General features: G+C 49.3%; 14 protein-coding genes. 3 read left to right on the forward strand and 11 right to left on the reverse strand.

What is annotated here, in order from left to right:
* Positions 1-24 precede the first annotated feature (24 nt).
* From MKZ15_RS13565 to MKZ15_RS13575, 3 genes are all read right to left on the reverse strand, one after another.
* Entirely contained in the window at positions 25-1,116 is a 1,092-nt protein-coding gene (locus tag MKZ15_RS13565) for a hypothetical protein (RefSeq protein WP_339822421.1), read from the reverse strand.
* A gap of 43 nt (positions 1,117-1,159) precedes the next feature.
* A complete protein-coding gene (locus MKZ15_RS13570) occupies positions 1,160-1,600 on the reverse strand; it encodes a hypothetical protein (RefSeq protein ID WP_193416022.1) in 441 nt (146 codons plus the stop codon).
* Positions 1,601-1,669: 69 nt separating this feature from the next.
* Positions 1,670-2,272 carry an RNA polymerase sigma factor gene (locus MKZ15_RS13575; RefSeq protein ID WP_339816520.1) on the reverse strand — a complete coding sequence of 201 codons (603 nt, stop codon included), beginning with the start codon at positions 2,270-2,272 and terminating at the stop codon, positions 1,670-1,672.
* A gap of 289 nt (positions 2,273-2,561) precedes the next feature.
* Here MKZ15_RS13575 and MKZ15_RS13580 point away from each other — a divergent pair, with 289 nt between their 5' ends.
* The 3 genes from MKZ15_RS13580 (at position 2,562) to MKZ15_RS13590 (ending at position 4,804) form a co-directional block, all read left to right on the forward strand.
* Positions 2,562-3,722, forward strand: coding sequence for an asparaginase (locus MKZ15_RS13580; protein ID WP_193416020.1), 1,161 nt, complete (start codon positions 2,562-2,564; stop codon positions 3,720-3,722).
* A gap of 117 nt (positions 3,723-3,839) precedes the next feature.
* Positions 3,840-4,211 (forward strand): DUF423 domain-containing protein, encoded by a 372-nt coding sequence (locus tag MKZ15_RS13585; protein ID WP_339816522.1) that lies wholly within the window; start codon positions 3,840-3,842, stop codon positions 4,209-4,211.
* A 50-nt stretch (positions 4,212-4,261) separates the two neighbouring features.
* Positions 4,262-4,804, forward strand: a complete 543-nt coding sequence (locus tag MKZ15_RS13590) for an HAD family hydrolase (RefSeq protein WP_213622851.1) — start codon at positions 4,262-4,264, stop codon at positions 4,802-4,804.
* Between the two features lie 369 nt (positions 4,805-5,173).
* Here MKZ15_RS13590 and MKZ15_RS13595 read toward each other — a convergent pair whose 3' ends face one another.
* From MKZ15_RS13595 to asnS, 8 genes are all read right to left on the reverse strand, one after another.
* A complete protein-coding gene (locus tag MKZ15_RS13595; RefSeq protein ID WP_213622850.1) occupies positions 5,174-6,082 on the reverse strand; it encodes a RimK family alpha-L-glutamate ligase in 909 nt (302 codons plus the stop codon).
* Between the two features lie 283 nt (positions 6,083-6,365).
* Entirely contained in the window at positions 6,366-6,617 is a 252-nt protein-coding gene (locus tag MKZ15_RS13600) for a hypothetical protein (RefSeq protein ID WP_339816524.1), read from the reverse strand.
* Positions 6,618-6,739: 122 nt separating this feature from the next.
* Positions 6,740-7,570, reverse strand: a complete 831-nt coding sequence (locus MKZ15_RS13605; protein ID WP_339816526.1) for a phosphoenolpyruvate hydrolase family protein — start codon at positions 7,568-7,570, stop codon at positions 6,740-6,742.
* 45 nt (positions 7,571-7,615) lie between these two features.
* Positions 7,616-8,113: a DUF1097 domain-containing protein gene (locus MKZ15_RS13610; protein WP_339816528.1), complete on the reverse strand. Its 498-nt coding sequence runs from the start codon at positions 8,111-8,113 to the stop codon at positions 7,616-7,618.
* Between the two features lie 26 nt (positions 8,114-8,139).
* Entirely contained in the window at positions 8,140-9,348 is a 1,209-nt protein-coding gene (locus MKZ15_RS13615; protein WP_339816530.1) for a Tm-1-like ATP-binding domain-containing protein, read from the reverse strand.
* A 168-nt stretch (positions 9,349-9,516) separates the two neighbouring features.
* The gene (locus tag MKZ15_RS13620; RefSeq protein ID WP_339816532.1) at positions 9,517-10,722 is read right to left on the reverse strand and encodes a phosphoenolpyruvate hydrolase family protein; all 1,206 of its coding nucleotides are present in this window, start codon (positions 10,720-10,722) and stop codon (positions 9,517-9,519) included.
* Positions 10,723-10,901: 179 nt separating this feature from the next.
* Positions 10,902-11,591 (reverse strand): DnaD domain-containing protein, encoded by a 690-nt coding sequence (locus MKZ15_RS13625; RefSeq protein WP_339816535.1) that lies wholly within the window; start codon positions 11,589-11,591, stop codon positions 10,902-10,904.
* 27 nt (positions 11,592-11,618) lie between these two features.
* On the reverse strand, positions 11,619-12,914 hold the full coding sequence (gene asnS / locus MKZ15_RS13630) for an asparagine--tRNA ligase (protein WP_339816537.1): 1,296 nt from the start codon (positions 12,912-12,914) through the stop codon (positions 11,619-11,621).
* Positions 12,915-12,954 lie beyond the last annotated feature (40 nt).

The raw sequence follows: 12,954 nt of genomic DNA on the forward strand, positions 1-12,954 counted from the left end.
ACCCCTCTAGTCATCTAGTAAATATTAAATATCCCCGTCGCTCCAGAACACATCCCGCCGCTTCGGCCGGGCGAGCAGCTTGATGCCCCCGCCGATCAGCAGCACGGCCACAATCGTCGGCCGAAGGTATTTCTCAATCCGAAGGTGCAAGCGCAAATCGGGGAAGTTCGCATCCAGCACCGGAACGATCAATTCCATCCCGACGAAATACACCCCTAACACAATAAGCACGATACCCAGCCAGTGCTGGTATTCGCCGCGAGTTTGAATCAGCGGATGATCCTCCATCGGTAGGATCCCGTAACGGCTCGTCTGCTGCAGACCGTCAAAGAAGCAATAAAACCAGATGATCGGGATGACGAACAGAAACACGGAAAGCCGCAGCACGTCGATCACATAGAAGCTGCCCAGGAACAAAGCCATCATTTGCAGGCCCCGCTTTTGGAGGCCCAGATACATTTGACCCGCCCCGGGAAAGGCAGACAGGAGCGTCGCCAATACTTTGCTGCGCCGACCTTCGATTCTACCGGCCTCCCAATCGTCAAACGGGGTCCGATCCACCAGCGGTTCCCCCGCCAACTTCCGGTGTACGAGCTGCACCGCATCAAACATACTGTACAGCCAAATGATCGGCAGCAAACCGAGGAACAGCAAAAATACCGATTCATGCGTAATGCCTGTGACGAAGAACATCATCGTGATCAAGCCAAAAAAGGCGATCAAAAAGGATAATCCCCGCTGCATCAAGCCCAGTTGAAAATGGCCCAAGCCAGGAACGAACGACAGCAGGATCGTAAAGAATTTTTCCGATTCTCTCCCTTCGCCGGACATCTGCCGGACATGCTCCCGGTAAGCCCGTTCCTCCGGCGATTCGCGAAGCATCGTAATGAGCAGGTCGAACATCGAAATCAACCATAAGATAATGGCTGCAATCAAGGTCACCATCGCGAGCTCCCCGCTATCCGCGGCCATCGCAACAACAATGCCAAACAGAATACCGCCAAAGAACAGAATCGGGTAGGTAATCCCCCTCCCTTTTTTGCCCCAGTACAGATGCCCCACTCCGGGGATGAAATTCAACAGTAAAGCGAGCAGTCGGTTGCGCTCAAACGGCATATCCATCTTCCTTTCCTCCAACTTTTTCTATCAAAATGACCCCTTATCGTTTCCAACTATCCAGCCAACCGGCCGTCGCCTCCATCATTCGTTCGCTCAAGGACGACGCATCCGCCTGATTCATCAAATGATCGGTCTCCGCGGCAATCAAATCGAATAATCCGCTACCCAACAGCAATGCCGTTAAGGTTGCCGCGATCGCATAATGCAGCAGCGGATGCCTGGTCCAAGACTTACGGCTGCCGCCGCGCTCCTTGCTCAGCTTCGCTTGCGGAAGTATCTCCATGATCGCCAGCATATAGGCGGCTTCATCCTCCAAACCAGGAAGCTCGCTTTCCAAAGAGGATAGAGCTGCGGTATAAGCGGCAAAGGCTGCCTCATCCCCTTGCAGCAGCGCATCTAATCGCGCCTCTGTGATGGAATCCAGGCTGCCGCGGATATAGCTCCGCCATAGCTCCAGTTCATCTTGCGGTTGATGACTCATCCCCATTCCTCCCTTGACCAATGCTCGCGAATATAGGCCATAGCTCCAGTTCATCTTGCGGTTGATGACTCATCCCCATTCCTCCCTTGACCAATGCTCGCGAATATAGGCTCTTGCCCGGTACAACCTCGATTCGACCGTTTTCACCGCCACGCTAAGCTCTGCGGCAATTTGCTCATGACTTTTGCCCTCCAGGTAAAATTCCGTAACGATCTGACGATGTCCCGCTGGAAGCCCGGCGATACGTCGGCGTACTTCCGTACTCCGTTCCGCATCGATTAGCCCAAACAAATGGTCCTCTTCCGAATCGGATAGCTGCAAGTCCAAATCTACGGGATCCCATTGCTCTTCCTTGCGCCGATCCCGCTTCCGCTTGATGTCGATCGACTTATTGACGGCGATCCGGGTAATCCAGGTCTTAAGCCCTTGGGAGCGATACTCCGGGAGAGATTTAAAGATTTGCAGAAAGGTTTCTTGTGCGGCGTCCTCTGCTTCCTTGGCGTCATGCAGCACCGAATGGGCTACCCGGTACACATAGGTCCCATATTCCCGGACTAACCAAGGAAAAACGCTGCGGTCTCCCCGCTGAAATCTTAGAATAAACGTCGTTTCATCAATGACTCTCCCCTCCTCCCAAGATATAGACGTCGGTTGTCCGTCCAACCCCTGCACTATTTCTTAAAACGTTTGAATCGACAAAAGTTCTACAATCTCTCGAAAAATCATTATATGTCACCTAACATAACATCAAATTTGAATATTTAATGATTCTGAAACTGCCCCCATTTTCGACGATAAGGTTGAATTCCGTTGATTCCACTGGATTTAAGCGCTTTATTAAGTCATTAACGCGTTTGTCAATATACATGACATCAAACTATAATTTCACTCAAGTTAACGAATTTCACATTAAGTTAGATTACATATCGTTAACTAAAATAACATCTTGGAGGTTGATGGAATGAAGAAGTGGACATCTCGAAGTTTGAAAGCCTTATTGGTCACCGGCCTCGCCGTGACCGCGCTGCTCCCCAATCTATATCTCTCTCCGGCTTCCGCAGCCGAAACCGTTACGGGTACCGTGAACTCGACTGAAGCCGTAAAGAAGTTGCCGAAAGTGCAGGTTATCGCTACCGGCGGTACCCTGGCTGGGCAATCCACGGATGAAACGAGTTTCCAAACTTATCGGGCCGGTTCGCTGCCGATCGCTGATCTCGTGGCTTCCCTCCCGAATAAAGATCAAATCGCCGAGGTCTCCACGGTTCAATTCGGCAACTCCGGTTCCAGCGCCTATACGATCGAGCAATTATATGATCTTTCCTTGAAGGTAGATGAAGCGCTCAAAACCCAGGATGGGGTCGTGGTGACCACCGGTACGGATACCATGGAGGAAATCGCGTATTTCCTCGATCTGACCGTACGCAGTCCGAAACCGGTTGTCATTACAGGTTCGATGCGGCCTTGGACGGTCATCGGTACGGACGCTCCAGCTAACCTGTATAACGCGATTAAACTGGCGGCCAGTGGGAAAACGAAATATTTCGGTACCGTGCTGATGTTAAATGATGAATTCCATGCCGCACGCGAAGTCACCAAAACCAACTCTTACCGGACCGATACGTTTATCACTCCAGAAATCGGCGCTTTGGGTTATATCGACGAAAAAACGATCCGCGTATACCGCGCCCCATTCCGCGCTTTGAAATCGGCCGCGACCTGGGCTACCCCGTTCGACTTGAACAAAATCACCAAGAAGGATTTGGTTAAGGTCGAAATCGCCTATTCCTATCAAGAGGCAGGCGCAGGAGCGATCAGCGGATTCGTCGCAAATGGAGCCAAAGGGATCGTTACTGCCGGCACTGGAGCGGGCGGTATTTCCAAAGCGATGAGTGAAGAGCGCAAAGCCGCAATCGAGAAAGGCGTCGTGTTCGTCACGACCACTCGGACCGGCTCGGGCAGCAACTACTCCAGCGGCGACGGTATTATCGCCGGCGACAACCTAAATGCGGCGCATGCCCGAATTCTCTTGCTGCTGTGCTTGTCCTTCTCTAAAGACTTCGATACGGTTCAAAATTGGTTCACTACGGTTGGCTACGGCCAAATCGAGCTTCCAGCCAAATAAGGAGCATGACTCCACATGCAAAGCAGCGCGTTCATAGCGAACGCGCTGCTTTGTGGTTTGTCCGATTGACGTGCCTAGCGGGAATCGGTAAGATTTGGGGGGAGGTGTTATCCAACGATGACGTTACTGCTTACTTTAGGCGGGATCCTGATGTTCCTCGCTGTCGCTCTTGGCGCCTTCGGCGCGCATGCACTCAAGAACCGGTTGACCGAAGACCGGCAAAAAACCTATCAAACCGGGGTTCAGTACCATATCGCCCACGGATTAGGGTTGATTCTACTGGGTCTAGCCGCAACGCAGCTAACGAGCAAAGGGCTAGTCGTACTCGCTGGCTGGTTCCTGTTTGCCGGGATCGTCCTGTTCTCCGGTAGTCTGTATGCCTTAAGCTTAACGGGAATCCGAAAGCTTGGGGCGATTACACCGCTTGGCGGCGTTTGCTTTCTGACAGGATGGGTGCTCTTCGTCATCGCAGCGGTTCAAGGCTCATGATCGACCAAGAATTAGCGAAGGATTCAACGAGAGGGAGAGGAAGAAACTCTATGGCGGAGAAAAGGTTGATTCTCTTTTTGGATAGCGGCGATACGCTCGTTGACGAAGCGACGGAAGTCCGCGATGACGAAGGGATCGTGTTAAAGGCGGATCTGATCCCCGGTGCGGAGGACATGCTTCGGCAACTGGTTAAACGGGGCTTCACCGTTGCACTGGTCGCTGACGGAAACGCTCAATCGTTCAAAAATGTATACCGTCAGCACGGACTCTACGATATTTTTGCGACCATGATCTATTCGGAAACGATCAAAGCGGAAAAACCCAGCCCCCGAATGTTCAAAGCGGCGATCGGTGCGTTGGATTTAAGCGAAGCCGATATCCCGCGGATTGCTATGGTTGGCAATAACCTGGGCCGGGATATTAAAGGAGCAAATGCTTTGGGGATCACGAGCGTGTTCCTGAAATGGACCTCGCGTTATCCGCATACGCCAGCCAGCCCCGAAGAAGAGCCCGACTACATCATCAGCGAACCGCTGGAGCTGCTGGAGCTGGCGGAAACGTTGAATGCCCGGTTATCTGCGGTAAAGAACTAGGCAACTAGTTCCGAACCCATTTCATGACGTGCCAAATGTAAAAAATACCTGCAAAAGTGCAGTTATTTCGGTCGATTTTTATGATTTCGGCGAAATAGATGCAAAAATACAGGTATTTTTCTTAATACTCGCGATAATCGCGCTTTCTCTCCTAAATAACTGCATTTTTGCAGATATTCATGAGAATTTAGCCGTTCCTGGGCAAATACCTGCACTTTTGCAGGTATTTGCCGGGATCGCTTCGTTGCGCAGGAAGGGCTCGCCTTTACCGCAAATTTTTCTTACGATGGAATGAATCGAGGCACGTTCGATCATGGATCACGGACAAATTGCTTCCGCGGACGGATTCGCGTACCCCGACAGCGCTCTCTACTCAAACGCGTTCAACCTCACCCGCAAAAAATGATAGATTTCTTCCGCGATGTTCGCCTGGCAGCAGGACTCTAGCCCCTCAAAACCAGGAGAGGAGTTAGCTTCACAAATTTTAAAATGCTCCCCGTCGAATAGCAGGTCGATACCGGCAATATCTAAGTTTAACAATCGGGCAGCCTCCAGTGCGAGCCATTCGATCTCCGGAGTCATTTCGTACGGTTCCACGTAGCCGCCACGCGAATAGTTCGCTTTAAAGCTGTCATTACCGGAGCTACGCTTCATCGCTGCAATGGCGCGGCCGCCGATGGTCAGTACCCGTAAATCCACGCCACGACTGGAGGCTACGAATTCCTGCAGGATCATGGTGGCATTCTCCTTATAGGCGTTGATCATCTCCAGCATATCGATGAAATTCGAACGATTTTCCGCCAAGAAGACCCCACTGCCCTGAGAACCGGAGATCGTTTTGACGACAACCGGAAACCCCAGATGCTTGTCCACCAGTTCGACATCCACTTTGGAACGAATCAACATCGTTTTGGGGACAGGCAGATTGTATTGAGCCAAAATCTGCAGCGTGAATAACTTGTCCTTGACCGTGTCAATGCTTTGCGCCGTATTCAGAGTAAGTACGCCTAACCGCTCTAAATGGCGAATCAGGGCTAAACCGAAGTAATTCGTCCCCGCACCCATGCGCGGAAGCACAAAATCGGGGAGCGGCAGCACTTCGCCGCCGACCATCACGCTCTTTCGATCATCGCGTGTGACGATCAGCTCAAACTGCTCGGGGGCGAATACCCTCACATCGATCCCCTGCTTATTCGCTTCTTCCATCAACCGTTTGATTTCATAGGTTTCCGGCTTTACATCAGTTGCGGAGTTCTTATAAATAATCCAACCTTGCATCGGTATCGTCCTCCCAGGAGAAGATCAAAGTGACTCTTCCCACAGTGTACGAAACCATTTTGTTTCGAGTATGATTTCAAATCGAGATTACTGTAAAATTCGCAGCATATCGTATAGCCGATTTTATGGGACGAGGGAAATGTATGCAAAAAATCGAATACAATTCATTGTTTCCAGCCGGACTCGGCGGAATGTATATGAAATTTCATACTTAATCTGGCCTCAGGATGACAGAAGCCAAGAATCTATACGAAAAATCAAATAGAATTCGCGCTTTTTGTCGTTAGTGACGAATTGTATGCGAAAAATCGAATAGAAATTTAACCGTCGTGCTCGGTAAGGTGGAATCGCCCACCGCCATAAACATTCCGATTAATATGGCGTAAAAGTTGTCCGACAGCACGGACAGCAGCAACACCAGCATCCAGACGTTCAGCATCACCAACATCGCCAACATTTCTTTCTTCCGTCCGAAGCGGTCCATCAGCCTGCCCCCGGCCAGTAAAAAGACAAGGCCCCCTCCACGCAAAAACACCTCCAAGGTTGTCTCCATATCTTACGACATGGTTGCATTCTCTTGAAGGTGTTTTCATTTGTCTCACGTAAAGGGTCAGTCCCAAGTTCCGCAACTCACGCTTAACCTTTTATTAGCTAAACCTATTTCTTAATCGATTTAAACGCTTCCGTTTGCGCTTTGATTCCCTTTTCAGCCGCAAGCCGTTCAATACTGGATGCCCCGAAGAACCCAACAATACCTTCTGTTCTTTGAATAATGTATTCAGCATCTTCAGGTTCGGCAATTGGGCCGCCATGGCAAATGACCAAAATGTCCGGATTGACAGATTTCCCTGCCTTCACAATGTCGGATATTTTCTTCACGCAATCATCAAGGGTCAATGCTGTTTTAGCACCGATTGTCCCCTTGGTCGTCAAGCCCATATGGGCTACGAGAAGGTCAGCACCGGCTTCGGCCATCGCTTTAGCCTGCTCTGGATCAAATACATAAGGTGTGGTCAGCATATCTAATTCATGCGCTTTCCGGACCATTTCGACTTCTAGGCCGTATCCCATGCCAGTTTCTTCAAGATTTTGTCTGAACGTACCGTCGATTAAACCGACTGTCGGGAAGTTTTGCACCCCATTAAATCCTTGATCCTTCAATTGTTTCAAATAGACATCCATCACTCTGAAGGGGTCCGTACCACAAACCCCGGCGAGCACTGGAGTATGCTTCACGACCGGCAGAACTTCTGAGCCCATTTCTACGACAATTTGGTTCGCATCTCCATAAGAGAGCAGGCCAGCCAAAGATCCACGTCCTGCCATTCTGTACCGACCAGAGTTGTAGATGATAAGCATATCGGCTCCGCCAGCTTCACTGCTTTTTGCCGTAATCCCTGTACCGGCACCAACCCCTAGCAGAATCTTGCCTTGTTTGATTTGCTCCCGGAAACCGTCGACAATTTCTTTTCTGGATTTCGTAAGCATGGATAAAACCTCCTATATCATTCATAAATTTTAGTAAAATCTCTGTTACTTGTTTTTGTTCCCCAAGTTTCCAACGGTTACGCTAATGTAGCCGCACAGAAGACCTATAACGTTAGCCAGCACAAGCCATAACACACAGATCAAAACATTGTTCAGGTCAAGAGAGATGGACTCCACTTTCGGAAAGTTCCCGGCATAATACCCTGCAAACATGCAGGAATAGGCATTAAATGAAGCGAGTGAGCAGCTGAACACCGAAGTTTTTAGCGACAACATAATCAGAAATACCGTCACGGCTACGACCAAAACCAAAGCGATCATTTGGTGTCCGGATGCCGCATAGACGACAACTGCGACCGCAGCTAATATGTAGCCAAGCAGCATGGCGGGAATAGCCTCTTTGAAAGCACCCGGCTTAGCGCCTAATGCAAAGTACCACGCCCAACCGATGAACAACGCCCAGACCGGTAAATCGAAATACATTGTCAAGCAAGTTAAGCCTGCTAAAATAGCGACGGAAAAATCCAACTTAGTGAGTTTCATATTTCTCCTCCCGTTCTTATACAAGCCTATTCCTGGTTCATCAGATCAATCAATTTTTGAGCTGCTGCTTCGGCAAATTTCACATCATTGATGTCGCAATCCATTTCTACGACTTCGACTACGTCGCGATTCACGCCATTTCTCAGAACATCAAACAACTTTTTGTCTTCCTCCGGTCCATAGAAGGGTTGGCCTTCCACATCGATGGCAGAGACGCCCTTCAGCGGTAAATAGAGCGCGGTTCTTTCCTTGGCCAACTTGAGTTTTTCCACAAGCTTGTTGCCGATGATTTCATTTTCTTCTACAGAGGTTCTCATCAGCGTAACCGTCGGATTGTGTTTATACAAATTGCGGTTTGCAAATTGCTTGGGTACCGTATCGTAAGGACCGAAGTTACACATATCGAGTGCGCCCACGGAAACGACCTGCGGAATGCGGTGTTTCGAAGCCGCTTCGAGCCGGTGTGGGCCAGCATTCAACACGCCGCCAACCAGTTCATCCACCCATTCTGTGGTGGTAAGGTCGAGAACGCCTTCAATAAATCCGGCATCAACAAGTGCTTCCATCGTTTTGCCGCCGGTACCCGTGGCATGGAATACTAATACCTCGTACCCGCGATCCTCCAAGTACTCTCTTGCTGCCGTTACGCAAGGAGTTGTTACACCAAACATGGTTGCGGCTACTAACGGCTTTTTCTCCATCACTTGTTTGTTTTCAAACTTAACCATCCCGGCAATCGCAAATGCAGCATTAGAGAATATTTTTACCGAAAGGCTGTTTAGTCCTGAAACATCGACGATCGACGGAATCATCACAATATCGCTGGTTCCCACATAAGGAGCGGTATTCCCTGAAGCAACCGTGGATACCATCACCTTCGGCACACCAATCGGCAACGCCTGCATGGCCGGGGTTACCAATGAAGTTCCGCCTGAACCGCCAAATGAAAGAATTCCATCAAATTTACCCTGTTTGAACAGCTCGGGCACCAGCTTCTTCATCCCTTGACACAACACTTCTGTGGCGTAGGCCCGATCGCTTTTCGCGACCGTTTGAATGTCTGTTCCAGCTGCCTTAGCTACCTCTTCATTGGATACATCAGGTTGAAAAGTCGGCTCATATGCACCAGTATGGATCGTGAATGTTTTGAGTCCCAAGCTTTCCAGCAATTCCTTTACATAAAAAAATTCAGCGCCCTTTGTATCAAATGTTCCGGCAATCGCAATCGTTGGCACTTGTTCACTCTCCTCCTTAGCTTACATTGTTTATCCAGTCTGTACATACCGGATAACTCTTCTGAGCGCGCCCTCATGAAGAAAGCAGTACGATTAACTACAAGCTAATCATACTGCTCTCGCCTTATTATGAAAACGTTATCACGTCTTGTGTTTTTGTGCTTATGTTCACTTTCTCTGTTTTTTTTGCTTGTATTGCTTTGGTGTGCAGCCCTTATATTTTTTAAACATCTTACTGAACTGTGCATAGTCCTGATAACCCACCAAAGCGCTAACCTCTGATAACTGAATACTTTCACGGTCAAGAATTTCTGTGGCCTTGTCCATTCGAAATTTGACGAGATATTCGGGAAAGCTGCAGCCAACCTCTCTTTTAAAGAGGCTGCTCAAGTAACTTCTGGACACATGCGCCACCTTCGCCAGATCCATGAACAATATTTCGTTCATATAGTGTTGGGAGACATACTTTTTCACAAACTCAACGTAATCATAATGCTTTGTAATGCCATCTAGCATTTTGGTGAGTAACTCATCCTCATCGAGCTTACCAGATACTTTAAACGCTTTGGTAATATTCGTAATGAATTTTTCAGTAGGTATTCTCTCAAAGGCAGAACCTCCGATATACCCCATTAAGTTAGCATTGTTACCGTACATATATTGGACATCGATAGGCGTTTTTACAGGACCGCCGTAGATCAACTTAATGACATCGGGTCTTATTTCATTACATTTATTAAAGATCTGGTTTGCCATCACTTTAGCCGCTTCCAGGGAAAAAACCTTCTTTGCTCCCAATAGGCCTCCACCTGTTAAGCCTAAATGAACACAAATGACATCCGCACCCGCCTCAAGCATCTGCTCGGCCTGTATTTCATTAAACACAAAAGCTATAGTGAACATATCTTTCCGGTGAGCCGTGCGGATCGCGGCCAACTCATTAAGATAAGTGCTTCCTTCCATTTCCAGTGCATCTCTGAATTGTCCGTCGATTAATCCAACCGTGGGATAGTTATTGATTCCCGAGAAGCCCTTCTCTTTAATTTTATCGATATAAACATCCAAATCCTTGGTTGGGTCCGTAGCATTGATACCGAAAATAATAGGAATGTCTTTAACCAAAGGAATGATCTCTTTCGAAGCAAAATCCATCACTAAATCATTGCTGTTTTCAAACGGTAAATAACCGGCTAGCGAGCTTCTCCCCATCTGCCGGAACCGGCCTGAATTTAATACTAAAATAAAATCGGCCCCGCCCTGTTTGGCAAACTTCGCCGTCATTCCGGAGCCTGCAGCTACACCGATAATATGACTCCCCCTTTTAATTTGGGAATGGAGATTTTCCAGTATTTTAGCTCTACTCCCATTTTCCAATCCTCTCACCTGCTTATTCAATATAATCATCAATTGAAAGCCCTTACAAAGATGATTTGACCATTACCCTCTCTTCTATAGACTACTATAAATTTTCAAACCATAATGTGACAATATAAAAAAACAGTCTGCTCCCATAGGAAAACAGACTGTTTTGGGTATTATTTACATGAACGTATTTATCGCATTCCTCCGCGGAACCGCTGCGCATAGGCTTTGACGTCCTCCGCCGTACGTACGCGATTGCGGCTCCATTCCAGCAAAATACGGTCGATATACCGGAAATGTACTTTACCGGCGAATACCGCTTCCTTCAGCGCCAGTAGAATCAGCTCTTCCGGGTACCGGTCCTGGTCCACCCAACCGGATATTGTCTCGCATTCCATCGGTGAAAGCGGACGGGCGAATTCCTTCTCAAAAATCACGAACAGGTTCCGTTCCTGTTCTTCCCGCGCTTCCGGAGCCGCGTCAGCCGTTTTGCGGCTGGCGGCAGCCGGTTGCTGTGCTGCCAGCCACCTCCCCAACCGGTCATACATACCGCTCAAATTATATTGTTCTGAACGGATACCGGTTGTTTCGTCGACTGCTTCGTCGATACTGATCCAGCCTTCCTTCAATAAACCGCGAATGACCGGGGCCAGCGTTCCGGGCGCCGTGTCCATCCGCGATTCCAGCTGCCCCAACGATGGGAAATCGTTACGCTCGACTTGTTTGAAGGCAAGCAGCTGGATCAGAAGCATCGCTTCCGTATCGCTTAAACGGAGCTTACGGTAGTGGGCCAACAGTGCGAAAGGCACGTTCACCGTCCCTGTCTCCATTCCGAAAGCCATTCCCTTCGCCCAAGCATTGTTGCCCTCATTCATGGCCATAAATTAAAGCTCACCTTTCAGCGCCAATTAAGGATATAACCGGTACAGGGTCCGTGGGAACGGAATCGTCTCGCGAACGTGATCTAGACCGCAAATCCAGGCGACCGTTCGTTCCAATCCAAGGCCAAAACCGGAATGCGGCACCGAGCCGTATTTGCGGAGGTCCAGGTACCATTGGTACGTTTCCTCCGACAGGTTATGCTCCTTGAAACGTTCTTCCATCAAAGCCGGGTCGTCGATCCGCTGCGAACCGCCGATAATTTCTCCGTAGCCTTCCGGCGCAATCATATCGGCGCACAGGACGACTTCAGGACGGTTCGGATCCGGCTTCATGTAAAACGCCTTGATCCCCGCTGGATAATTCGTAATGAATACCGGCTTCTCGTAACGTTCCGCAATCGCCGTTTCGTGCGGCGCCCCGAAATCCTCGCCCCAAGGAATATCAAACCCTTGCGTATGCAGATATTCGATCGCTTCATCGTAACTGATGCGCGGGAACGGGGCTTGTATCCCTTCTAGCTTGGATACATCGCGGCCCACCGTTTCAAGCTCGGTCCGGCAGTTCTTCAACACCGATTGCACCACATGCGCGATGAAGTTCTCCTGTACCTTGAGGCTCTCCTCATGATCGGTAAACGCCATTTCCGGCTCGATCATCCAGAACTCGATCAGATGGCGACGTGTCTTGGATTTCTCGGCGCGGAACGTTGGACCGAAGGAATAAACCTTGCCCAAGGCCATCGCGGCCGCTTCCATGTAAAGCTGCCCGCTTTGCGTCAGATAAGCGTCTTCCTCGAAATATTTCGTATGGAACAGGTTCGTGGTCCCTTCCGCAGATGTTGGCGTCAAGATCGGCGGATCAACCAAGGTAAACCCGTTTTGGTCGAAGAAATCCTGAATAGCCCGAATAATTTCGGCCCGGATGACCATAATGGCCCGCTGCTTCGAGGAACGAAGCCACAGATGACGATGGTCCATCAGGAAATCGACACCGTGTTCTTTTGGCGTAATCGGATAGTTTTCGGTCAAATGAAGGATTTCGACTTCGGTTACCGTCATCTCATAACCGGATTGGCTTCGCGGTTCTTCGCGAATCACGCCCGTAACGTACATGGACGTTTCCTGAGTTAAGCTCTTGGCGTTGTTCCAAGTCTCCTCGGACACTTCGCTCTTGACGACTACCGCTTGAATATAGCCGGTCCCGTCGCGAAGCTGCAAAAATTGAATTTTGCCGCTGGAACGTTTATTGTTGAGCCAGCTGCCGATGACTACGGTTTCCCCGACATACTCATTCACTTGACGAATCACAGTTTTGACCGCCATGCCTTTATCTCTCCTCTAACGATAACGATATTAATAACAC

Source organism: Paenibacillus sp. FSL R7-0216 (assembly GCF_037969915.1).
Taxonomy (GTDB): domain Bacteria; phylum Bacillota; class Bacilli; order Paenibacillales; family Paenibacillaceae; genus Fontibacillus; species Fontibacillus rhizolycopersici.